Annotated in this window: 18 protein-coding genes; 11 read left to right on the forward strand and 7 right to left on the reverse strand. The window is 47.0% G+C overall.

What is annotated here, in order from left to right:
• Positions 1-58 precede the first annotated feature (58 nt).
• Positions 59-2,062, reverse strand: coding sequence for a GspE/PulE family protein (locus tag RID53_RS18900; RefSeq protein WP_446389555.1), 2,004 nt, complete (start codon positions 2,060-2,062; stop codon positions 59-61).
• Between the two features lie 810 nt (positions 2,063-2,872).
• Here RID53_RS18900 and grpE point away from each other — a divergent pair.
• The 5 genes from grpE (at position 2,873) to rsgA (ending at position 8,558) form a co-directional block, all read left to right on the forward strand.
• Entirely contained in the window at positions 2,873-3,682 is an 810-nt protein-coding gene (gene grpE / locus RID53_RS18905) for a nucleotide exchange factor GrpE (protein ID WP_446389556.1), read from the forward strand.
• A 143-nt stretch (positions 3,683-3,825) separates the two neighbouring features.
• A complete protein-coding gene (gene dnaK, locus RID53_RS18910) occupies positions 3,826-5,796 on the forward strand; it encodes a molecular chaperone DnaK (RefSeq protein WP_446389557.1) in 1,971 nt (656 codons plus the stop codon).
• Between the two features lie 172 nt (positions 5,797-5,968).
• Entirely contained in the window at positions 5,969-7,096 is a 1,128-nt protein-coding gene (gene dnaJ, locus RID53_RS18915) for a molecular chaperone DnaJ (RefSeq protein WP_446389558.1), read from the forward strand.
• Positions 7,093-7,362, forward strand: coding sequence for a sulfurtransferase TusA family protein (locus tag RID53_RS18920; protein ID WP_446389559.1), 270 nt, complete (start codon positions 7,093-7,095; stop codon positions 7,360-7,362). The genes dnaJ and RID53_RS18920 overlap by 4 nt, the downstream gene beginning before the upstream one ends.
• A complete protein-coding gene (rsgA, locus tag RID53_RS18925) occupies positions 7,359-8,558 on the forward strand; it encodes a small ribosomal subunit biogenesis GTPase RsgA (protein ID WP_446389560.1) in 1,200 nt (399 codons plus the stop codon). The genes RID53_RS18920 and rsgA overlap by 4 nt, the downstream gene beginning before the upstream one ends.
• Before the next feature lie 901 nt (positions 8,559-9,459).
• Here the strand turns inward: rsgA and RID53_RS18930 are convergent.
• Positions 9,460-10,248 carry an ion transporter gene (locus RID53_RS18930; RefSeq protein WP_446389561.1) on the reverse strand — a complete coding sequence of 263 codons (789 nt, stop codon included), beginning with the start codon at positions 10,246-10,248 and terminating at the stop codon, positions 9,460-9,462.
• A gap of 214 nt (positions 10,249-10,462) precedes the next feature.
• Positions 10,463-11,128 (reverse strand): hypothetical protein, encoded by a 666-nt coding sequence (locus RID53_RS18935; protein ID WP_446389562.1) that lies wholly within the window; start codon positions 11,126-11,128, stop codon positions 10,463-10,465.
• A 117-nt stretch (positions 11,129-11,245) separates the two neighbouring features.
• On the opposite strand from RID53_RS18935, the gene RID53_RS18940 reads away from it, so the two are divergent.
• Both RID53_RS18940 and RID53_RS18945 read left to right on the forward strand, forming a co-directional pair.
• Positions 11,246-11,473, forward strand: a complete 228-nt coding sequence (locus RID53_RS18940; RefSeq protein ID WP_006102837.1) for an AbrB/MazE/SpoVT family DNA-binding domain-containing protein — start codon at positions 11,246-11,248, stop codon at positions 11,471-11,473.
• Positions 11,470-11,874: a type II toxin-antitoxin system VapC family toxin gene (locus tag RID53_RS18945; protein ID WP_446389563.1), complete on the forward strand. Its 405-nt coding sequence runs from the start codon at positions 11,470-11,472 to the stop codon at positions 11,872-11,874. The genes RID53_RS18940 and RID53_RS18945 overlap by 4 nt, the downstream gene beginning before the upstream one ends.
• Before the next feature lie 39 nt (positions 11,875-11,913).
• On the opposite strand, the gene pyrF is transcribed toward RID53_RS18945, so the two are convergent.
• A complete protein-coding gene (gene pyrF / locus RID53_RS18950; RefSeq protein ID WP_446389606.1) occupies positions 11,914-12,621 on the reverse strand; it encodes an orotidine-5'-phosphate decarboxylase in 708 nt (235 codons plus the stop codon).
• A 719-nt stretch (positions 12,622-13,340) separates the two neighbouring features.
• Positions 13,341-14,513 (reverse strand): tyrosine--tRNA ligase, encoded by a 1,173-nt coding sequence (tyrS, locus tag RID53_RS18955; RefSeq protein ID WP_446389564.1) that lies wholly within the window; start codon positions 14,511-14,513, stop codon positions 13,341-13,343.
• 230 nt (positions 14,514-14,743) lie between these two features.
• Between tyrS and RID53_RS18960 the strand changes: the two genes are divergently transcribed.
• From RID53_RS18960 to RID53_RS18975, 4 genes are all read left to right on the forward strand, one after another.
• Positions 14,744-15,997 carry an RNA-guided endonuclease InsQ/TnpB family protein gene (locus RID53_RS18960; RefSeq protein WP_446389565.1) on the forward strand — a complete coding sequence of 418 codons (1,254 nt, stop codon included), beginning with the start codon at positions 14,744-14,746 and terminating at the stop codon, positions 15,995-15,997.
• Positions 15,998-16,343: 346 nt separating this feature from the next.
• On the forward strand, positions 16,344-18,266 hold the full coding sequence (locus RID53_RS18965) for a transglycosylase domain-containing protein (RefSeq protein WP_446389566.1): 1,923 nt from the start codon (positions 16,344-16,346) through the stop codon (positions 18,264-18,266).
• A 196-nt stretch (positions 18,267-18,462) separates the two neighbouring features.
• Positions 18,463-21,444, forward strand: a complete 2,982-nt coding sequence (locus RID53_RS18970) for a glycerol-3-phosphate acyltransferase (RefSeq protein ID WP_446389567.1) — start codon at positions 18,463-18,465, stop codon at positions 21,442-21,444.
• 52 nt (positions 21,445-21,496) lie between these two features.
• On the forward strand, positions 21,497-22,267 hold the full coding sequence (locus tag RID53_RS18975) for a CHAT domain-containing protein (protein WP_446389568.1): 771 nt from the start codon (positions 21,497-21,499) through the stop codon (positions 22,265-22,267).
• Positions 22,268-22,274: 7 nt separating this feature from the next.
• Here RID53_RS18975 and RID53_RS18980 read toward each other — a convergent pair whose 3' ends face one another.
• Together RID53_RS18980 and RID53_RS18985 are read right to left on the reverse strand one after the other, a co-directional pair.
• Positions 22,275-22,913: a DUF6887 family protein gene (locus RID53_RS18980; RefSeq protein WP_446389569.1), complete on the reverse strand. Its 639-nt coding sequence runs from the start codon at positions 22,911-22,913 to the stop codon at positions 22,275-22,277.
• Positions 22,897-23,088 carry a DUF6888 family protein gene (locus RID53_RS18985; RefSeq protein WP_446389607.1) on the reverse strand — a complete coding sequence of 64 codons (192 nt, stop codon included), beginning with the start codon at positions 23,086-23,088 and terminating at the stop codon, positions 22,897-22,899. The genes RID53_RS18980 and RID53_RS18985 overlap by 17 nt, the downstream gene beginning before the upstream one ends.
• Between the last annotated feature and the right edge of the window lie 336 nt (positions 23,089-23,424).

Consider the following 23,424-nt stretch of genomic DNA (forward strand, 5'->3'; position numbering starts at 1 on the left):
GCGTAATCAATTGTTGTTGGGGGTTGAAGCCAACAACAATTCAGGAATACCGCAGCAGTTAGTCACGGAAACGTGGGGTCATACAGTACGGACAATCTAACCACTCCTGTTCTAACCCAGCGCCGCAAGTGCTACAGGAGAGGGATTGTTTACGTTTGGCTTTCAGTTCTGCCTCCAGACCGGAATCGGTAAACGTGACCCGTTCAACTTCTTCCAATGTGGTATGACCCTCCTGCACCAGGTTTAAACTGTAGGATAATAGGGTTTTCATCCCTTCTTCAACCGCTGCTTCTTTGATCCGTTCGGTAGGCGCTCCTTCATTGATTAGGAGTTGCAGTCGTTCGGTGTTCCGCATGACTTCATAAACGCCCACTCGTCCTTTGTACCCAACCCCATTACATTTTGGGCAGAGTGTTCCTTTGGAGCGAGCGTCGGTAATTTCTTCGGGTTGTAGAGTATTGGCTTTATAGAACGTGATTTCCCCTTCGCTGGAAGCGGTTAAACCAAATCGAGCCAGTTCAGCAGCAGTAGGCTGGTAAGGTGTACGACACTCCGTACAAACCCGCCGCATCAGGCGCTGGGCTAAAACTCCCAGAAGCGCACCCGACACCATGAATGGTTCAACCCCCATTTCATCCAAGCGAGGGATAGCGCCAGCCGCGTCGTTGGTATGGAGAGTCGTTAAAACTAAGTGTCCTGTGAGGGCGGCTTCAATTGCTGTTTTCGCGGTTTCCTTATCTCGCGTCTCACCCACCAGAATCACATCTGGGTCTTGCCGTAGAAATGAGCGTAGAATCGAGGCGAAGTCCATGCCTTTTTCCCGCAGTACCTGTACCTGGGTAATACCGGGTAAGGAATATTCAATTGGATCTTCTGCGGTACTGATATTGACACCTGGGTCATTGCGCTCAGCCAGCATAGAATAGAGGGTTGTGGATTTCCCGGAACCCGTCGGACCCGTGACCAAGATCAGCCCAAAGGGTCGTGCTGTCATTTCCCTGACCATTTCTAAGCTTTCTGGGTCAGTGATCAAAATATCCAAACCGAGTTGGGTGCTAGAGTTATCCAAAATCCGCAGGACAATCTTCTCACCATAGCGGCTGGGTAGGGTACTGACTCGGAAGTCAACCTTGCGCCCTTGGAACATGCGCCGAATTCTGCCATCTTGGGGCAATCGGCGTTCAGCGATGTCCAAATCTGCCATAATTTTGAAGCGAGCAGCAACGGCATTTTTGATTGTTTTAGGTAAGGGATCGAAGGCTTGCCGCAGTACGCCGTCTTTGCGGAAGCGAACCCGCAAGTATTCTTCTTGGGGTTCGATGTGAATGTCAGAAACGTCTTCTTGTAGGGCTTTGGCGAGGATTTTATTCACCAAGTTAATTACCGGGGCACCACCGGCTTCACCCGCGACTTTCGATATGTCTTCTTCCGTCGTTTCTTCTGGTGCATCAGACAGGGTTAAATTATCAATATCCTGAGTGATGTTTGTCTGCTTGGCAGCTTCCTGTTCCTTCTCCTGTGCCAGTTTTTGATCCCGATATTGATTAATCAGATGCTGATAATCTTCTTGGGTAATCACCATCCGCCGTAACCCGATCCCTTGAGGGCGCAGAATCCGGTTTAGATCATCTTGGGCGTCGAGATTATCCGGGTCAACCATTGCCACCAGAACCGATGGGGGTTGACCATCATTTTTGGATAACGGCACCAAGCGATAGCGACTACAGATGTCAATGGGAATTAGGCTTTCGATGAGTTCCTTGACTTGGTGACCGGAAATTTCACTAAGTTCCGGATCAAGAGATTCAACACCGTAAAGTATTTTGAGTTCAAACAGTTGCTGTTTCTTGTACTGACGGATTAAGTCAGGTGGCAACTGACGCCCGGTAATTGATTCAACGACATCGGTCAGAGGTCGTCCTGACTTCCGGCTTTCCGCCAATGCCTGCCGCATTTGACCGTCATCAACGTAACCCGATTGAACGAGTTTATTTCCAAAGGGCGAAAAATCGTTTTTGACAACAAGGGCACGTCTTGCTGATGATGATGGGGATTGAGTCATAGTGGGTGAGACTATCTCCTTGATTACAGAATTTCTAAAAGTTTTAGCGTTTGTCGTACTGGAGGAAGCGACAACGGTAACCCCATTGCCTTGCCGCCAATTTGAATAAAAGGGCTTGACGGATCTCAGAATGGCTCCTTTCTCACTGGGTTTAGATCAGAGTACCCATGCTGGGAAACACGTTGAGGCGTGAATAGGGTTGGATGCCAACATGCTGGAGTTACCAATATCCTGGCAAGGGTGAAATGCAAGTCTTCAGATAATCTAAATGTGATAGAATTCTGACTGAATTCAAAATTAGTCCTCTATAACCCTGATAGAATAATCTATTCCTTATTATAGATGGGGATACCGCCTCAAGTTTTATCTTAACCGTTACCTAGTGCAGCGCGGCAAAAATACTTGAGCAGCTTCGTAGATACGATGAGCAGAGGGAGCTGGGAGAGCAGAGGGAGCTGGGAGAGCAGGGGAAGCTGGGAGAGCAGAGGGAGCAGAGGGAGCAGAGGGAGATGAGATGTTATCAACCGCTACAATTTCCTCGGAATTCTAGAGTGCCTCCGCCACCAAATCCTCGACGGAACAGGCTATGTCTCTACGGCGAGAACTTCTGTTTAGCGGTGATTGAATCAATAGACACATTAACAACAGACAATTTTCCCCAGTATGTACTAGGATTTGAGGAGGTAGCAATCCGGACTTGATGCCTTGGGCTTTAGCCTACCCCAAATCTTGCCGTTAATCTGGGCAAGGTAAATGTTGCCATCCCTTGAAGGAGCAGGAGATTGATTGAGTTTTTAGTACGAGTGAATTATGAGTGACGAAGACAAACAACCAAATACTACGTTGCAACAAACAGATGAGCAGAAGGCAGTGAATTCAGATAACCCCGATTTAAATGAGGCAACTTCCGAGGAGGAGGTTGGCGCACAACCCGATGTCGAGTCACCATCAACGACAGAAGCGGCAACCGCTGAAGTGACAATGGAAGCGGCAGAAACTTCGACAGGGCAAGGTGTGGAGAGTGAGTCTGCGGAATCGGACTCTGCCGGATTGCCCGGTCAGCAGGAGGATGTCGCGGTTATCGAAACCTTGCAGCAGGAAAATGAACTCCTCAAAGCTCAACTGGAGGAAGTTAATCAGCAATTTGAAGCCTTTAAGACCCAATCCATGCGGATGGCTGCCGATTTTGATAACTTCCGCAAGCGGACGGCTAAAGAAAAAGAAGATTTAGAACATCAAGTAAAGCGTAATACTCTGGGCGAGTTATTATCCGTGGTTGATAACTTTGAGCGGGCGCGATCGCAAATCAAACCTCAAAATGATGGGGAGATGGCGGTGCATAAGAGTTATCAGGGGATCTACAAACAACTGGTGGAATCCTTCAAACGCCTTGGGGTTTCGCCGATGCGTCCAGAAGGAACAGAGTTTGATCCCAATTTCCATGAAGCAGTGATGCGACAGCCGAGTGAGGAACATGACGAAGGAATCGTCATCGAACAACTGATGCGTGGCTATTTCTTAGGCGATCGCGTATTGCGCCATGCGATGGTTAAAGTTGCTGCGGCTCCAGAGCCCGTGGTAACCTCAGAGGAAGAAACCTCGACAGAACCAGAAAGTTAAGCGGCACGGGGATACTCCCCCTTGGGTGTCTGTCTTAAAACAATCAACCCCAAACAACGGTTGAGCGCACGTCAGGTGAGTTCTGTAGCCACAGATTACCACCTTAAAAAGAAAACCTTACCGATCAGATAGGCCGAAGCGCTATGGGAAAAGTCATTGGCATCGACCTGGGCACAACAAATAGTTGCGTGGCTGTCCTCGAAGGAGGTCAGCCCCTCGTCATTTCCAATACGGAAGGCGGACGAACCACACCGAGTATTGTGGGATTTGGTAAATCGAATGAGCGCTTGGTTGGTCAACTAGCGAAGCGTCAGGCAGTTCCCAATGCTGAAAATACTGTCCATAGTATTAAACGGTTTATTGGTCGCCGATGGGATGACACGGTAGAGGAGCGATCGCGGGTTCCCTACAATTGTGTTAAGGGTCGCGACGATACAGTCGATGTCCAGATCCGCTCCCATCAATATACCCCGCAGGAAATCTCTGCCATGATCCTGCAAAAGCTGAAAGCCGATGCCGAAAACTTTCTCGGTGAACCCGTAGAACAAGCGGTGATTACAGTACCTGCCTATTTTACCGATGCTCAACGGCAAGCGACCAAAGATTCCGGAACCATCGCAGGTTTAGAAGTGTTGCGGATCATCAACGAACCAACCGCCGCAGCATTGGCGTATGGGCTGGACAAGCAAGACGAAGAACACCAAGTTCTCGTCTTTGACTTAGGCGGCGGTACGTTTGATGTCTCGGTGATGCAATTGGGCGACGGCGTATTTGAAGTCAAAGCCACGTCTGGCAACAACCATTTAGGGGGAGATGACTTCGATAACGTGATCGTGCGCTGGATGATCCAGGAGTTCAAGGAACAAGAAGGCATCGACATCGGCGCAGATAAAATGGCGCTACAGCGTTTGCGAGAAGCCGCAGAAAAGGCAAAAATTGAACTCTCTAGCATGTTGAACACCTCGATCAACCTGCCGTTTATTACCGCAGATGAAACGGGTCCTAAACATCTAGAGATGGAATTGTCGCGAGCGAAGTTTGAAGAACTGGCGAGTGACTTGATCAAAGGCACAGTTGAACCCGTAAAACAGGCACTTAAAGATTGCGAACTTAAGCCCGATGATATTGACCGGATTCTGCTGGTTGGGGGTTCGACTCGCATCCCCGCCGTCCAGAAAGCGATTAGTAAGTTTTTCGGCGGTCGCCAGCCCGATAAATCGGTCAACCCCGATGAAGCGGTTGCCCTAGGCGCAGCCATTCAAGGGGGCGTCTTGGGCGGTGAAGTTGAAGACTTGTTGCTGCTCGACGTAACTCCATTGTCACTGGGGATTGAAACCTTAGGCGAAGTGTTCACCAAAATTATCGAGCGTAACACCACGATCCCCACCAGTAAATCGCAAATCTTTTCCACGGCGACGGACGGACAAACCTCTGTGGAAATTCATGTCCTCCAGGGTGAACGAGCGATGGCTCGTGATAACAAGAGCCTGGGTAAGTTTCTACTGACAGGCATTCCTCCGGCTCCCAGGGGTGTGCCTCAAATTGAGGTATCCTTTGATATTGATGTTAATGGAATTCTTAACGTCTCAGCGGCGGATAAAGGCACAGGACGAGAGCAAAGCATCCGGATTACCAACACTGGTGGATTAAATAGTGGTGAAGTGGAACGGATGCGCCAAGAAGCCGAGCAATTTGCCGAAGAAGACCGCCGTCGGATGCAACTGGTGGAACTGAAAAATCAAGCCGAAAGCCTCTTCTACAGTTACGAATCGACCCTAAAAGACAATGCCGATTTGGTACGCGAGGACTTGAAGGCGCAGGGAGAGAAGAAAAAGCAACAGCTACAAGCTGCACTCAAAGACCCCTCGATTGCAGTGGAGGACGTTAAACAGCAACTAGAAGATTTCCAACAAACCCTGTTTACCATTGGTGCAGCCGTCTACCAAGAGAGTGCGCCCGATTTGGAACCCGATGAGATTAGCGAAAGCGAGGAGGAACTTGCCTCACCTGTAGAAGTTAGCGAACCCTCGGAATCGGAACCCGAAGAAGAAGAGTTAATTCTGAACTTTGATGATGAAACGGTAAATAATACTGACTATGAAACAGTTGACTAAGGCAATGCCTACCTAAATGATAAGTAGCAATTCGCTGGTTTTTTATCCAAAATGGATAAGACGTGCAGGTGATCCGGATATCAGCCCTCGGTGGCGATAAAGCTGATTCTCTGTACAAACTATCCCGATTAACCCACCTCCATAACGTAATCCAACCCTCCCGCATTGCTCTATGCCTGACTACTATGACACTCTCGGCGTCTCTCGCGACGCTGACAAAGAAGAAATAAAGCGGGCTTACCGTCGCCTTGCCCGAAAGTACCATCCCGACGTTAACAAGGAACAAGGAGCGGAAGAGCGATTTAAAGAAATTAATCGAGCTTACGAAATCCTTTCCGAACCCGAAATGAAGGCACGATACGACCGCTTTGGTGAGGCGGGTGTATCCTCAGGTGCTGCTGGAGCCGGCTATCCCGATTTTGGGGATATGGGTTTTGCTGATATTTTTGAAAGCTTCTTCAGCGGTTTTGCTGGGGGTATGGGTCAGCAAACGGGACGTCGGCGTGGTGGACCGACGCGAGGGGATGACCTGCGCCTAGACTTGAAGCTAGAATTTCGGGAAGCTGTATTCGGTGGGGAAAAGGAAATTCGCATTCCTCACCTAGAAAACTGTAATACCTGTAACGGTACGGGAGCTAAACCGGGAACGCGACCGCGTACCTGTTCGACCTGTAGCGGCTCAGGACAAGTGCGTCGCGCGACTCGTACCCCCTTTGGCAGTTTCACTCAAGTGTCAGTCTGTCCAACCTGTAACGGCGAAGGACAGGTGATTGAGGATAAGTGTGAAACCTGTGGGGGAGCAGGTCGCAAACAAGAAACCAAAAAGCTAAAAATTACGATTCCGCCCGGTGTGGATAATGGAACCCGGCTACGGGTTTCTAAGGAAGGGGATGCTGGATTACGCAGTGGTCCTCCAGGAGATTTATATGTCTACCTATTTGTTGAGGAAGATGCGGAATTTCAGCGAGATGGAATTAATGTTCTGTCGGATCTGAAAATTAGCTATTTACAAGCGATTTTAGGTTGTCGTCTCCAGGTTAATACCGTTGATGGTCCGGTGGAGTTGAAGATTCCCCCAGGAACCCAACCGAATACGGTGTTGACATTAGAAAATCATGGTGTGCCAAAATTAGGGAATCCGGTGAGTCGGGGCGATCATTTGATTACAACTCAAATCGACATTCCCACCCGAATCACAGCGGAGGAACGGGAGTTGCTGGAGAAGCTGGCAAAAATTAAAGGCGATCGCACGGGTCAAGGGGGTATAGAAGGATTTTTGGGAGGACTGTTTCGCGGATGAGTAAGCCCACGGGATCGACAATTAATCAGACACCTGATGCTCAACTGGATTTGCGAGGAACACCTTGCCCAATTAACTTTGTGCGGACTAAGCTACGTCTAGAACAAATGACGCCCGGATCTTTACTAGAAGTGTGGCTTGATCCGGGGGAACCGATTGAACAGGTTCCCGATAGTCTGACGATGGAAGGGTATCCGATTGAGGCACTCGACGATCGCAAAGACTACTTTGCCCTAAGAGTGCGGCGTCCGCAAGCTTCTGCATGAGCGAGGGAGTCGATAGTCCAGCGTCTGAGTTATCTGCCCCCTTATTGGGGACAGTTCTGGCAGTTCAGGCGAATTTCTACCAGGTTCGATTAGAGTCAAAACTCAGCCAGGACGGGTTTGGTACAAACGTTACCATCAATAACCAGCAGCAAATCCCTAAACCCGCCCCTACAAATCAGGTTCCCGATCACCCTAGCTTTGGGTCAACACTCAACACTCAACACTCAACACTCAAAACTTTACTGTGTACCCGTCGTTCCCGATTGAAAAAAATTGGTCAACGGGTCATGGTTGGCGATCGCGTGGTCATTGAGGAACCAGACTGGACGGGTAACCGAGGTGCGATCGCAGAAGTTCTCCCCCGGAAAACTCAACTGGATCGTCCTCCTGTGGCTAATGCTGAGCAAATTCTGTTGGTTTTTGCGTTAGCAGAACCTACCCTGGATGCGTATCAACTGAGTCGCTTTTTAGTCAAGGCAGAATCGACAGGTTTCCAGGTGTGTTTGTGTCTCAATAAAAGTGATTTAGTCACACCAGAAGAACAACAGCAGTGGCAGCAGCGCTTGAACGCCTGGGGATACCAACCCCTATTTATCAGCGTTTACAATAATATCGGTTTAGCCGAACTCCGCGATCGCTTAAACCAGAAAATTACCGTCTTAGCTGGATTGTCTGGAGTGGGAAAATCCAGTTTAATTAACCAACTTGCCCCCGAAGCCAACCTGCGCGTGGGAGAAGTAACTGGAAAATTAGGACGGGGACGCCACACTACCCGCCATGTAGAATTGTTTGAATTACCCCAAGGGGGTTTATTGGCAGATACGCCGGGATTTAATCAGCCTGACTTGGATTGCACGCCAGCCGATTTAATCCATCATTTTCCCGAAGCGCGACAACGGTTAACGGTAGCCAGTTGTCAATTTAGTGATTGCTTACATCGAGATGAACCTAACTGTGTGGTACAGGGAGACTGGGAACGCTACGATCATTATCTGGGTTTCTTAGAGGAAGCGATCGCGCGTCAGGAACGCTTAAACCAACAAGCTGAGCCAGAGTCCACCCTTAAGGAGAAAATAAAAGGCAAGGGACAAACCCAATACGAACCCAAGTTAAACACTAAGAAATATCGGCGGCGTTCTCGGCGGACTCAACAGCAGGATTTAGAGGAACTCTATCAGGAAATGGAAGATTTATAACTGAGTATTTGCCTCTGACTCATTCTCGACTGATGGTTGACCGAGAAGAGGAATTTGATTGGATGGTGTATTGCCGTATTAATTTTGAGCCAAAAATTGCCGAACCTGTACCATTAAGTTAGTATTATGCTGAGGATATTCTTGGTAGTTAGGTGAAGGACTAGAATAAGAACCCAGGAATATTAATGCTGGGAAAATCATGAAAAGACTTGTATAAGCAACTCCCATAGGGCTAAGTAATTTTTTAAGGTGATTCAAATTATTTTTTAGCATATCAGTTATCTTTATTGTTGATAAAAGTCACTTTTTTGGGCTATATGCTCTGCCTAGTCTCCATATATTAACCCTAATTCTCTATTCATAGCGTCTACCCCAAGTTTCAAGTTTAAATTAAATATTTATATCTATAGACAGATGGAATATTTCTTTAACTCTGAATGGATTAAATGACATTACAGCGGTTTTCAATTTAGTTGATGACAGAACCTGATTTAGAAAGCAATGGGATAAAAATTTTTATTCTCTAAACGCGAAAAGTGCTGTAAAGTGATGAAAAAACTGTTCCTGTTCTCTGTTTCCCTTTCCTTAAGCTGTTCGGCATTTAAACCTTAATATCAATAACGGCGAAAGCCTTGTAGTGCGAGCATCTTGCTCGCTACTAATACCCAATTTAAATGCATGACAGCTTACTTCACTTATAGCGCTACGCGCTAGGCAATGGGCAATAGTGAAGAAAAACACTGACTCATCAAGGGATTGAGCGATTTAAATTTTTCTTCTTTTGTCCTAACCTGTGTGCGTAGTGCTATATATCATGTCCTGATGATTGCCCATAATTGCAATGCTTTAAAAATAAGGGTTTCAGGCATTTTTATTCAGGGGGGTTTGACCGGACATGATATTATTCAGCAGTCCCTAACTTAGTCCCACAAATTTTGCAAAACTGAGCATCAGAATCATGAAAAGGTAAACCACACCCGCCACAGACTTTTTCCACTTGGTTAGCCGTTTTAAGTAAGTGCTTGACTAAATCGCCCAATTGCCAAGGAATCAAAGCAATGCCTGTCAAAATCATCAGCACTGTTAGTAATCGACCCCCTTCTGAAATTGGCGTGAGGTCACCAAATCCAACGGTGGTCATCGTTACTACAGCGAAATAGAAGGCATCTAAAAATGTCTTGAATTTTTGAGGATTTATTCCATGTTCAACTTGATAAATTAATCCTGAGTAAACAAATATTATGGTAAACAATGTAAATAATATTCGAGCTAAGATAATGGCATCTTGATTGCTAAGCCTAAAAACATAAATTTTTAGAGTAAGGAAGCGAATTAACCGTAAGATACGAAACCAACGGAAAATTAAAATAAATCGGATATCCGTCACGCCAATAAAGAAAGGCACGATCGCGATTAGATCGATAAGCGAAACCGGGCTAAAAAAGAAATTAACTTTAGAGTCAGCAACCCAAAAGCGTAGTAAATACTCGGCAACAAAAATAATTAAGATAATTCGATCAATAATATCCAGACTTAGGCGAAGCAGCGACGGTATGGGATAAGTCTCGCACACGAAAATTGCTGAAGATAAGAGGATTAACCCCATAATCAGCAAATTAATCCGCCTACCCACAGGCGATTCAATATCTTCTACGTAAAGAGCAATAGTTTGTCGCAAATTATCGGGCATTAATCTGGCACTAGCAAAGGAAAGTTAAAGACGAATGGCACTGACTTATAGGCTGGTGGGCAATGCCCACCCTACGGTAGATCAAGGGTTTTGGTGTTCCAAAAATGCTTATTTCAGTGCTATTTAACTTAAAGACTGGAGTTGAGGTATTTACCAAGATGCCCTCAATCAAACCCAACCGATTCAGCACTAACTTAAATTGTAAGATAGACCACTATCTGTATGAGGCTCGAATTGCGTCCGCCCGACAATCTCGCAACCAGAGCTGCACAGCTCGACCCATAATACCATTGCTACTCTCTCGCGGCGGCGTTGGTGGGCGTTCTGGTGAAGGTGAACCTAGGCGCGTAAACATCAGAGCCAAACGCCATCCACTATCGGTATTGGTTAAAAATAGCCAGTGAAAACTCTCTCGTTCGATCGCACCTCCCTCGACATATTGGCGTTCGAGAGTGGTAAAAAACACTTGCTGTGGGGGTTCTACGTTTGCAGTCGTCACAGAATTATAGGAACCGGGACCCAGAGTCAGGGGTTGAAATTCCGCTCGCCCTGCCACAATGATATATAGATCGATGTCAATGTCCTCATTTACAGGTCGCGATCGCTGAATCACCCGATTCGCGTAGTCAGGTAAATCCCGCAGCATTAGAGACGTTAAAGTTTCTACATCTGAGGGACAAGTTGCCGATTGAGCTAGAAGTGTGGGTTTAGGAAGACAGGAGTGCAGGAGTGCAGGCGTACAGGGGAGGACTCTGAGCTTTGTTGGTTTCGTCTGCAGCGTTTGTGAGCCGAGGGTAAAATTGGGGTTAAATGCCCCACTATCCATCTGAAATCCCAGCCAACAGGCAACTGTTAAGCATTGGAGCAACTTAAGATTCATAAGGAGTGACAAGAGACTTTGACAAGAAACTATTTCAACCCAAAAAATAGAATAGTGCGATCGCTAAACTATCAGGAAATTTACTAATAATTAAGCTACCCTAGGAGGATAAAAACAATGAAAATTGACACAGACGGTAAAATTACTATTCCTCCAAACATTCAAAGCCAGCTTGGGTTTCGACCAGGAACAGAAGTTCAACTTGAAGTAGTAGGAAATACCTTACGCATTCGCAAGCCTCAAGGTTTCAGCCGAGGAAGACAAATGATTGCTGCCATTCGTGGTAAAGCAACGAACCGCCTGACAACTAACGACATTATCCAACTAACTCGCGGAGACCGATGAGCGAAATTCTGGTAGATAGCAATGTCGTCTTGGATATTCTCACCGAAGATCCTCAATGGTTTGACTGGTCATCGCAAATGCTAACTGACTACGCCAATCAGGGAGATTTGGTGATTAACCCGATCATTTACGCCGAAATATCGATTGGGTTTAATCAACCCGAAGAAGTAGAAGACGCTTTACCAGAAGATTTTTTTCGTCGAGACCCCTTACCCTATTCAGCCGCTTTCCTAGCAGGACAAAGCTTTTTGGCATATCGCCGACATGGAGGTGAACGGCGATCGCCACTTCCTGACTTTTATATCGGCGCTCATGCTGTCATAGCAAATATGCCTCTGCTTACCCGTGATGTCAATCGTTATCTTACATATTTTCCATCCGTTCAACTCATTACACCATAGGTATCTAGCTGATGATTATAACTATATCAGCGCTAAGCGCTATAACTCCTCACAAATTCTTTCCCACGCTGCAACGGGGTCAGGCGCAGCCGTGATCGGGCGTCCAATTACCAGGTAATCAGCCCCCGCTTTCAGAGCATCTGCTGGCGTCATCGATCGCCGTTGATCGCCCTGTTCCGACCAACTGGGACGGACGCCGGGACAAACCAAGAGAAAGTCATCGCCACACACTTGTCGAATCTGGGACACTTCTTGGGGCGAACAAACTGCGCCATTTAATCCAGCTTCCTGCGCTAAAAGTGCCATCTGTAGGGCGTATTCGGGTAACTCAATCGGAACTTTTAAATCAAAGGCTAAATCTCGTGAGTTCAAACTGGTGAGTAGGGAAATAGCAATTAACTTCGGGGGTGAACAAGCGGCGGCTTCTGCTCCTTCCTTCGCTGCTGCTACCGCTCCTTTGAGTGCCATGCGACCTGCTACGGCATGAATTGTCAATAAATCTACCCCGTATCGAGCAGCTGCCCGTGTTGCCCCAGCTACCGTATTGGGAATATCGTGAAACTTGAGATCTAAAAATATCCGTCTTTGCCGATCTTTGAGAACCTGAAGAATCGCGGGTCCACTACTGACAAATAGCTCCAGTCCGACTTTCCAGAACCTCACCTGCGGTAATTGTTCCACGAGGGCGATCGCTTGGGCTTCGGTTGGTACATCTAAGGGGACGATAATCCGCTCTGCTACTGACATGGAAAATGCTTGTTGATAAGTAGCCACAGATTATCCCATTTTTCTTTAACCGCGCAACTTATGCAATCCCAGAAGGCGTTCTGATACTCAATTTGGGTTGACCTCGCCCCTACACTTGAATAAGGGCGGGTTTAGTCAAGTTATTGGTTTTTGTCAAAGGTTATCTGTAAAACCCGCCCCTACAATTTACATTTCTCAAACCTATAGAAAGTTTAAGGGGAAAGAAATTTCTTTCCCCTTTTTTGGTAGTTATATGCGTGAAGTGTCTCTCCCTAATAGGGAAAAGACTTCTCCCGACCCACAGGCATATAGCCTGTTTTGTACGAAACTATTGAGGAACGATACTCAGTTCCGAGGCACCGCTTTACAGGAATCCGACTCCCTCGGACGTTCGTTCTTTTCTCAGTATAGCAAAGCTAGTTGTATCTATGCTTTTTGCTGTTCTTTCTATGTTTTTTAGCGCTAAGTAATGGCTCTGCCTTCTGCATAGATGCTAGATAAAAAAGCCATTCCTAGAAAAACCCATAGCAGTATTAGCGGCAATAATGGTGACATGAGCGAACCTCCTCTGGAACACACAGTCTGATTATCTTTATAATACCACTTGCCCCACGGATTTCATTGACAAATTTGTCAATTTGCGCTAATTCCCAGCTTCTCCTGATCCCCCTGCTTGCACGCCCGGTAGTCAAAAACTTTTGCTGACATGCACTAGCTGCTTAGGATGTCAACCGTACAGATTTCTTTTTCCCCACCTGTAACACCTTACCCGCTAAAGCTTCTGGGGAATCAAAAGTGCAGTCTACATCTGTAATGCGATCGCCCTCTAGTTTCACACCGCCACCTTTAATCTGTCGCCGCCCTTCGCCACTACTACTACACAACCCACTGGCATTAAGGATATAAAACAACTTGGCGGGAAACTCGACTTGGGAGAGGGAAAATTCCGGGATAGCCCCCCCACCTTTTGCCTCATCTGCTTCCTTTTGACCGTGATATTGGGTGACAATTGTCCAAGCCAGGAGTTGTTGGCGATCGCGAGGATTGATTGGCAGTTCCTCTAAGGGTAAGTCGGTGAGTAGCTCAAAATAGTCCTCTAACAGATTATCTTTCGTCCCTTCCAGCTTCTGATACATGGGTTGAGCCGCTTCCCGCAATCCCACATAATTGTTCAGGGACTTCGACATTTTCAGCACGCCATCTGTACCAATTAAAATCGGCAGAAGCAGTCCAAACTGGGGGGGTTGACCAAAATGCCGCTGTAAGTCTCGCCCCACCGCAATATTAAATTTTTGATCCGTTCCGCCTAACTCCACATCTGCCTGAACTGCCACCGAATCATACCCTTGCATCAAGGGATAGAGAAACTCATGCAGGTAAATGGGGTTTTCCTGTTTAAATCGTTCCGCAAACCCCTCCTTCGCTAGCATCTGCCCCACCGTCATCGTGGCTAACAAATCGAGAATCTCTGCCAAATCCAACTTACTTAGCCATTCCGAGTTATAGCGAATTTCCAGGCGTCCGGGTGTTTCAAAATCTAAAATCGGACGCACCTGATCCAAGTAGGTGTGGGCATTTTGCTGCACCTGTTCGTCAGAAAGATGCTTCCGTACTTCCGATTTACCACTTGGATCACCGATTCTTGCGGTAAAATCGCCAATAATTAGGACAGCCGTATGACCCGCATTCTGAAACGCCCGTAATTTCCGTACAGGAATACTATGACCCAAGTGGATATCTGTCCCCGTCGGGTCAATTCCCAACTTGATCCGCAAGGGACGTTCAGTTTGGAGAATCCGTTGCTCTAGGTTCTCACTCGGGTCTTGAGAATCCGGTTGGTTGGGAAAAATGTCACTAACACCTCGGTATAACCAAGATAATGACTGAGACATTGTGTTTAAAGAATTTGACATTCGTCTGGGAAATCTTTCAAGATTAACGTGCAGGAGAATGGCAGATGTTTAACTGCTGAGGGGTTTGGGGAGCGATAAGTCCCACGATTAGCGTTGGGATGCTTCGACAAGCTCAGCAACACCATGGATTCCCCAAGTCAATTGAGTGGGATTCAATATCCCCGAAATTGACATTTACCACTTCAATGATAATGTGGTAGAACCTACCTATGATTCTAAACCACACCTACCGCCTATATCCTGATAACCAACAAGCCCAACTTCTAGATGAGTGGTTGGAAACATTGCGGGTGTCCTACAACTATGCGTTGCGGGAAATCAAAGACTGGATTGCTTCTCGCAAGTGTCCAATGGATAGGTGTAGTTTGGAGTTTGAGTATATCATGAGTGCCGATTATCCCTTTCCTAGCTACCACCAACAACAAAACAATCTACCTAAAGCTAAGAAGGAATTTCCACGACTCAAATCTGTTCCCTCCCAAGTCTTGCAGACTAACATTAGAAGGTTACATGATGCTTGGGACTTCTTTAGGGAGAGGGGTTATGGATTCCCCCGCTTCAAGAAAGTGGGACAAATGAAGTCGATGTTATTCCCACAATTCAAGACCAACCCAGTTACAGGTTGGCACATCCAACTGCCCAAATTAGGGAAAGTGGAAATCAACTTGCATCGACCTATCCCTGACGGATTTGTGGTTAGGCAAGTACGGGTAGTCAAAAAGGCAATGGGATGGTTTGCAGTAATTACTCTGTACTCAGATCTGGAAATTCCAGATCCTTCACCTCATGGTCACGCCATTGGGGTAGATGTGGGTTTGCTTTCCTATCTGGCGACCAGTGATGGATTTGTCGAACCTGGACGTAAATTCTTCAAAACCGAACAAAGGCGGCTGAAAGTGCTACAGCGTCGGTTAGCGAAGAAAAAAAAGCGTTCCAAGAATTACGAGAAAGCCAGGAAGAAGGTAGAGAAGCAGCACAATCACATCGCACTCCAGCGGAAGGATTACCAGTATAAACTTGCCCATAAGCTTTGTGACATGGCGGATACTATATTTGTTGAAGACATAGATTTCCGAATCATGGCAAAGGGTTTTCTGGGTAAGCAGACGATTGATGCTGGTTTTGGGCAGTTTCGCTCTATCCTTAAGTGGGTCGGTAAGAAGCGAGGAGTATTTGTGGGCGAAGTAGATTGCCGAGGTACTTCCCAGACTTGCCCGAATTGCCGAATCACGGTCAGGAAAGAACTCTCTGAGAGAATACATTCTTGTCCTGAATGCAAATACGAGGTAGATCGGGACATTGCTTCAGCTCAAGAAATCTGTAATCGAGGTATAGAAACGTATCCAGGGACTCTGGAAAAGCAAGAAATTGGCTCTCAAGTTGAGGTGTCGGGGGCTATGTGCCTAGATAACTGGCGTAGGGGAGCAATGCCCAATCGTGAGGTTGGGAAGCCCACAGCCTAATCTCCGATTTGGTGTGGGAGGATGTCACGATTTACCGTTTTTTATGCCAATCCAGAACGGCAATGTTACCATTTTTGCAGCCAAAAGCCAAAATATTTCGGTTTGTTATCATGAACGATTATCTCAGGCTTAATATTAAGATCTAAGGGAGAACCCGTCCACTGATTCAACGCTGGGAGCAACGTCTACAGGGGTCAAGAATCGCCCAAACCGAATTGATCGCTAATCCTGACTTTGCCATAAATTTCTGTAATCATCTATAGAAGGTATAGAACGTATCCCCCCTAAGGTTGCCTCCCACACAGCCATTCAGTATTTTTTTCTTGAGTGAGGAAGTGAAATCACAGTGTCGTCTAGTACCATCCAACAAAAACAACAAAGAGATAGTAAAAACGGATTGCCACCCGCTTTCCGATTCGTGCAAGGAGTCGCTCAGGTAACAGGCGGAACCATTCTCGGCATTACAATGCTAACTAGCTCGGTTGTGGCTGGTGGGCTGGTGGGCTTGGCGACAAGCTTCCGCAATCTTCCCGATGTGAGAGTCCTCAGGGGCTATGTTCCCACCGAAACGACCTACGTCTACGATGTCAAGGGGAAGCACCTGGCTAGCCTGCATGGTGAAGCCAACCGAGAGGTGGTTAAGTTAGAAAACATTAACCCCAATCTCAAGCGAGCAGTGATTGCCATGGAAGATAGCCACTTCTATATCCACCATGGCGTTAACCCCAACAGTGTGGGTCGAGCCTTTTTAGCCAACTGGGAGAAGGGGGCTGTGGTTGAAGGCGGTTCTACCTTGACTATGCAGCTGGTGAAAAACTTGTTTCTGTCGCGGGAGAAAAAGTTCTCGCGTAAAATTGCCGAGGCAGTCATGGCAATTCGGCTGGAGCAAATCTTCACCAAAGATCAGATATTGGAAATGTATCTGAATCAGATCTATTGGGGTCATAACAATTATGGCATTCAAACAGCCTCGGAGAGCTACTTTGCCAAGCCCGCCACCGACTTAACCTTGGCAGAATCAGCCATGCTGGCTGGATTGATTCAGTCTCCCGAAGAATATAGCCCTTTTGTCAACTATCCCTTAGCCAAACAGCGGCAAGCAATTGTCCTGGAACGGATGCGGGAACTGGGATGGATTACAACTCAAGAGAAAAAAGAGGCATTAGCTCAACCATTGGGCGTGGGTAAGCCCACTTCCTGGCAAACCAGCCAGCTTCCCTACATCACAGAAGCCGTTGTCGCGGAGTTGAATGAGCGATTTGGTCGCGATGCGGTTCTCAAAGGCGGGATGCGCGTCCAAACCACGGTGGATTACAATTTCCAGCGCATGGCGGAAAACACCATCGCTCGCGCTCACCGGAACTTGCGCCGTCGAGGGCTATATGCTGACCAAGTCGCACTAGCAGCGGTTGATCCGCGCACCCATTATGTCAAAGCTTTGGTGGGGGGTATCGGTTACGAAAAGAGCCAGTTCAACCGAGCGATTCAATCCCGACGCCAACCTGGTTCAGCGTTTAAACCCTTTGTTTACTACACAGCTTTTGCCAGTGGTAAATATACGCCTTATTCTACGGTTATGGATACCCCAGTCAGTTACCGGGATGGGAGTGGTTGGTATTCGCCGAGAAACTATGGCGGCGGTTTCGGTGGGGCGATGAGTATTCGTAGTGCGTTGGTGCAGTCACGAAATGTGCCAGCGGTTAAGCTGGGCAGAGCCGTTGGTTTAGATAAAGTGATTGAAGTATGCCGCACCCTAGGGATAAAAAGCCCCATGGAACCCGTCACCTCCTTACCCCTGGGTGCGATTGGGGTGACACCGTTGGAAATGGCGGGGGCTTATGCCACGTTTGCTAATACAGGTTGGCATTCTGATCCGACGATCATTGTCCGGGTAACCGATAGTATGGGCAATGTGTTATTAGACAATACCCCGAAACCCCGTCTCGTGCTTGATCCCTGGGCAACGGCTTCACTGAATGCGGTTCTCCAAGGGGTGATTCAAGGTGGAACCGGAACCTCTGCTCAAATTGGACGCCCAGCGGCTGGAAAGACAGGAACAACCAGTTCAGAACGGGATGTCTGGTTCGTCGGATATGTGCCACAATTAGCGGCGGCGGTGTGGATTGGTAATGATAACTACAGACCGTTAGGCGGTGGGGCGACAGGGGGCGGATTTGCAGCACCGATTTGGCGAGACTTTATGAGTCAGGCGTTGAAGGGTGAGCAAGTGCGCTACTTTGAACCTGCGTCTAAGTATCCGCGTCCTTAGTCATTTGTCATTGGTCATTTGTCCTTTGTCATCTGCCCTTAGAATTATTGGACTCCGTTGGGGCGGGTTTAGTAACATCTGGGTGAACATTAAATGTTAATGGTAAAACCCGCCCCTACAACAGACATTCCACCGGAACGTCTCTACAACCCCATCTCCCTTGTAGGATCAAGGAAATCTCAGTAACAAATGTCCCATGACGCTAACACAGGTTTGGGGTGCTTTACTCATTTTTGTCCTCTGTCCCCTACTGGGTGGACTTCCCCTGATTTCCTGGATTACCTACCTATTCACTAAACGCCAACTCTCTCAAGTCGGTACAGGTAACGTATCTGTCTCCGCCGCGTTCTACCACGGTGGACGTTGGGTGGGTATCTTAGCCGTATTATCAGAAGCTTTGAAGGGAATGGCGGCTGTCTTGCTGGCGCGTTATTTCTTCCCCACAGAACCCGCCTGGGAAATCATTGCTCTGATTATGCTGGTAATGGGGCGCTACTGGATGGGTAAAGGTGCTGGAACCACAAATGTGGTTTGGGGATTTGTGGTACATGACTGGCACGTCGCGTTGTTGGTCTTTTTAATTGGGGGGATTGGCTTTACGATTATCCGCGATCGCACGACGGGACGCTATGGTGTTTTAGTCCTATTTCCCCTAATTCTGGCGCTGTTACATCCCCATGACTTCGCTAGAATTATCAGTGCGATCGCATTGGGTCTGATTATCGGTTGGATTTATCAGAAAATTCCCGATGACTTAGACCTTTCCCCAGACCAAGCTAAATCAGAATCTCAATCCGTGTTTCGTTTTTTCCGAGGCGATAAAGCTATTATTCCGTTGGAACGTGAACTTGATCCCCAACAGGTTGGCTCAAAAGCCGCTACCTTGTCCCAGCTTAAACGCTGGGGTTATGCTGTACCTCAAGGATGGGTCTTACCCCCAGGGGATGATATGGACCCTTTGGTTAAATATCTTCCGGTTTCCGAATCAGAACCCCTGGTTGTCCGTTCCTCGGCGATTGGAGAAGATGCGGAACTCTCGTCGGCGGCTGGACAATATCAAACGGTTTTACAGGTAACCAATCGTCCGGCTTTAAAAGACGCCATTACCCAAGTCCTCGCCTCCTATCATAATCCCGTCGCCACACAGTATCGCCGTAACCGAGATTTACCCGACACGGCGATGGCGGTCTTAATTCAAAAACAAATCCCAGGCGTCTTTTCCGGTGTCGCCTTTAGTCGTGATCCGATGCAGCAGCAACAAGACACCGTAGTCATCGAAGGATTACCCGGAGATGCCTCCAAAATTGTATCCGGTCAAGTCACCCCAGAACAGTATCGGGTATTTTTCCAGGAATCTAAGCCTGTAGGGGAGGGTTTGACCGATAACGTTCCCGAACAAACCGATAACTCGACGAGACCCGCCCCACTTGAGCAACAGGAGACTGGAGATAATCGTTCCCCATCGGTTGAAATTGAAGGAGAGGGAGATTTACCCCCAGCGTTAATCCAGGAGGTGGCTGTTTTAGCGCGAGACTTGGAAGACCGCTATCATGGGATTCCCCAAGATATTGAATGGACTTATGACGGTCAGCAGTTATGGTTACTGCAAACACGACCCATTACCAATCTACAACCCATCTGGACGCGCAAGATTGCCGCAGAGGTGATTCCCGGACTGATTCGACCCCTCACTTGGTCTATTAATCGTCCCCTCACCTGTGGCGTTTGGGGAGAAATTTTTACCATCGTGTTAAAAGAACGATCGCAGGGATTGGATTTTAATCAAACTGCTACACTGCATTATGCTCGCGCCTATTTTAATGCCACATTGTTAGGTGATATTTTCCGGCGCATGGGTTTACCGCCAGAAAGTTTGGAGTTTCTGACAAGGGGAGCGAAATTTTCTAAACCGCCCCTGAAATCCACGCTGCGGAACCTCCCCGGATTATTGCGTCTGTTAGGTCGGGAATGGAATTTAGATAAGGATTTTGAGCAAGATTATCAACACCATTTTGCTCCGGCTTTACGTCAACTGCAAGAGCAATCGGTTTCAGAATTATCAGATGCCGAAATTCTGGAACGAGTGAACCAGATATTATCGGAATTACAACGAGCCACGTATTATAGTATTCTCGCTCCTTTAAGCCTCTCCCTGCGACAAGCGTTGCTCAAGGTAAAGGATGAAGAATTAGATAGTAGCCAAACTCCAGAAATTGCCAGCTTGCGATCACTCGCCCAATTAGCCGACGATACGCGCCATTTATTAAGTCCAAAACAAATTAATTGTGATAATCACGCTTCTGTCTTTACCACCTTGTCAGAAATTCCCGATGCTCAAAGTGTTTTAGAACAATTCGACCAATTTCTGGCACAATATGGTTATCTCAGCGATGTCGCCACAGATATTGCCGTTCCCAGATGGAAAGAAGATCCGCGACCGATACGACAACTCTTTGCCCAGTTTTTATGTGATCCTCCCCCAGCACCTAAACCGCCCAAGCGTCAGCGCTGGAAAGCGGAAGTGGTACAAGCGCGTTTGAATTTAAAAGGGCGAGTAACTGAAGTTTATTCCCAATTTTTAGCCGACTTGCGTTGGAGTTTTGTCGCTCTAGAAAAACGGTGGTTAGAATCCGGTTTACTCTCTGAAGCTGGGGATATTTTCTTCTTAGAATTTGCGGAGATTGAGCGTCTAATAGCGGAAACCGATCAAGTTTTGCGAGAGGAACTTCCCAGATTGATTCATTATCGCCGATCGCAGTTAGATGAACATCGTCAATTAGCTAGTGTCCCTCCCCTCGTCTATGGCAATCCTCCCGCCGTTTCCTTGCTGATGCAAACCCAATCCGAACCCGCTCAACAGCGTCTTGTGGGAATTGGCGCAAGTGCTGGACAAGTGGAAGGTTGGGTTAGGGTTTTAAGTAACCTACAATCGGTTCCAGACATTGACCGTCAAACGATACTGGTTGTCCCCTACACGGATTCCGGTTGGGCACCCTTATTAGCGCGTGCAGGCGGCTTAATTGCTGAGGTTGGCGGGCGGCTATCCCACGGCGCGATCGTGGCGCGGGAATATGGGATTCCAGCGGTGATGGATATTCATAATGCGACTCAGATGTTCCGCAATGGTCAACGGGTAAGAATTGATGGGCGATCCGGAATTGTGGAGGTTTTGGAGTGAGTAAAATTATCAATTAGATTGCATGAAGATCAGGTGTTAATTGAGTGTTGTCTTGTGCTATGAACGAAGAACGCCGCCAAATTTATATGGATTTGCTGTTGCAATTCAAAACCCCACGGATAACCTACCGTACACCGACTTAGAAGTTGAAATGAGCCGCACATTCTTTTCCTCTACCCAAGTCTTAGCAAAAGAGGAAGCAACTGAATCTGCTCTTAAACTTAATCAAGAGTTACCATTAGCCCACTGTATTCACTTTTCTTGTCATGGCAAGTTTAACCTCCATTCACCCCTAGAATCATCCTTAATCTTAGCTAAAGATGAACAACCAGAAGATGGACGACTCACGCTAGCAGAAATCTTTGGACTAACACTCAATCAATGCCGCCTTGTCACCCTCTCTGCTTGTGAAACAGGTTTGACAGGACTCAATGATATAAGCGATGAATATATTAGTTTACCCAGTGGATTTCTCTACGCAGGTAGTCCTAGCGTTGTCAGTAGCCTTTGGAAAGTTCAAGACTTTTCTACTGCCTTCTTGATGATCAAGTTCTATGAAAATTTAAGTAAATTGCCCAAATTAGAAGAAGGGACAATTGCCATTGCTCTGAACCAAGCTCAAAAATGGCTAAGAACTCTAACTAGCAATGAATTTGAAAAACTCTTAGATAAATACCATTCTCAAATTGAGCAAATCTTTGCCCAACTTCCCAAAAGCAAGTCTCGCATTTTCAAAGCATCCCTGAAGCAAGCGCGTAAGCGCCAACCCTACCCGTTTGCTAATCCCTATTATTGGGCTGCTTTTACGGCTATAGGCATCTAGAGTTCCACTAGGAGACATTACAGAATTTTCTAATTCCAATCTTAAAAGCATAAATGACAACTGGAGTAGCTAACCCTGAGGGAATTAACGTCGTAGCAAGTAAAGCTTCCACCGAACCCGCTAGCAATCCTGCCATTATCTCATCTCTAAAATCTTCTTGACAAAGAATGGGACGGCATCGTTCAGATATTCCCTCTAACCACTCTCTAGCACCCCGTTCAGGTTCTTGTCCTGCTTCTATGGCTAGCACCACAGCAGCATCTTCTAAATGTCCTTCACACGCCTCGATTTCGTCAAGTGCTGCGATTGCTTCTGGATAATCTCTCAATTGCTTACGAAAATTTTCAATTTCTTCTTGGGTAACGACAGTCATATCATTCTTCCCCGAATTAACTCTTTCTTGCTCTTTTTGTCTTTGTTTTTCGTGATCGCGTTCAGATCGTTTCCGAATGGCTTCCTCAGCTATCTGGATATTCTCTTCAATGGGTAAACCATCAGGAGTACACATTGGTCCATACCATGTCGCTTCTGAGTCGGGGGGATTACGACGACTAAACAGAGTACGAATTGCTTCATCATCATCTCGATGAGACAGAACGTATATTTTTAATTCGGCTGTACTCATCGCTTCAAAGTTCGGCTTCATTCAAAAACCTCCATAATCCATTACGAGACACGATAATTTGTAGTTCTTCACCTGCGAAAATATAGACTTCTCCGGTTTGAGCATTAAAGCGGAATAGCTGAATGTCCCGATAATAGTTAGACAGCATCTGGCAGACACGCAAACAGGTTTGAGCTTGTTCGTTGGTTGGATTAATACTCTATTCCTCAATTGTGGCACGGATACTACAATACAGGTCTTGTGTATCTGAGCAAATATATTGGAGAGACACGGAAAAATCGTAGGTGCATGTCAACGAGAGTAGGTTGGGTTGAGGAACGTAGGCGGAGCCTTCTCGTACTCCGGAGGAGAACCCGAAGGGTAGAGTAACCCAACAAGCGCAGGTTAGCATGAACATTACGTCAAACCTGACATGCTCCCAAAACCATCGGCTTTTGATGCTCCCGAAGCTGGAGGGGTGATATCAAATCCTGTTGATTGCACACCAATGCAATCACGTCAGAATGAGGGTTTCAGCCATTTTTAGTGAGGT

This window comes from Coleofasciculus sp. B1-GNL1-01, from assembly GCF_040220235.1.
Classification (GTDB): domain Bacteria; phylum Cyanobacteriota; class Cyanobacteriia; order Cyanobacteriales; family Coleofasciculaceae; genus Coleofasciculus.

Excerpts from the sequence above, each read along its gene's own strand:
- RID53_RS18900 (WP_446389555.1), bottom strand. The coding sequence starts at position 2,062 with ATGACTCAATCCCCATCATCATCAGCAAGACGTGCCCTTGTTGTCAAA.
- grpE (WP_446389556.1), top strand. The coding sequence starts at position 2,873 with ATGAGTGACGAAGACAAACAACCAAATACTACGTTGCAACAAACAGAT.
- dnaK (WP_446389557.1), top strand. The coding sequence starts at position 3,826 with ATGGGAAAAGTCATTGGCATCGACCTGGGCACAACAAATAGTTGCGTG.
- dnaJ (WP_446389558.1), top strand. The coding sequence starts at position 5,969 with ATGCCTGACTACTATGACACTCTCGGCGTCTCTCGCGACGCTGACAAA.
- RID53_RS18920 (WP_446389559.1), top strand. The coding sequence starts at position 7,093 with ATGAGTAAGCCCACGGGATCGACAATTAATCAGACACCTGATGCTCAA.
- rsgA (WP_446389560.1), top strand. The coding sequence starts at position 7,359 with ATGAGCGAGGGAGTCGATAGTCCAGCGTCTGAGTTATCTGCCCCCTTA.
- RID53_RS18930 (WP_446389561.1), bottom strand. The coding sequence starts at position 10,248 with ATGCCCGATAATTTGCGACAAACTATTGCTCTTTACGTAGAAGATATT.
- RID53_RS18935 (WP_446389562.1), bottom strand. The coding sequence starts at position 11,128 with ATGAATCTTAAGTTGCTCCAATGCTTAACAGTTGCCTGTTGGCTGGGA.
- RID53_RS18940 (WP_006102837.1), top strand. The coding sequence starts at position 11,246 with ATGAAAATTGACACAGACGGTAAAATTACTATTCCTCCAAACATTCAA.
- RID53_RS18945 (WP_446389563.1), top strand. The coding sequence starts at position 11,470 with ATGAGCGAAATTCTGGTAGATAGCAATGTCGTCTTGGATATTCTCACC.
- pyrF (WP_446389606.1), bottom strand. The coding sequence starts at position 12,621 with ATGTCAGTAGCAGAGCGGATTATCGTCCCCTTAGATGTACCAACCGAA.
- tyrS (WP_446389564.1), bottom strand. The coding sequence starts at position 14,513 with ATGTCTCAGTCATTATCTTGGTTATACCGAGGTGTTAGTGACATTTTT.
- RID53_RS18960 (WP_446389565.1), top strand. The coding sequence starts at position 14,744 with ATGATTCTAAACCACACCTACCGCCTATATCCTGATAACCAACAAGCC.
- RID53_RS18970 (WP_446389567.1), top strand. The coding sequence starts at position 18,463 with ATGACGCTAACACAGGTTTGGGGTGCTTTACTCATTTTTGTCCTCTGT.
- RID53_RS18980 (WP_446389569.1), bottom strand. The coding sequence starts at position 22,913 with ATGAAGCCGAACTTTGAAGCGATGAGTACAGCCGAATTAAAAATATAC.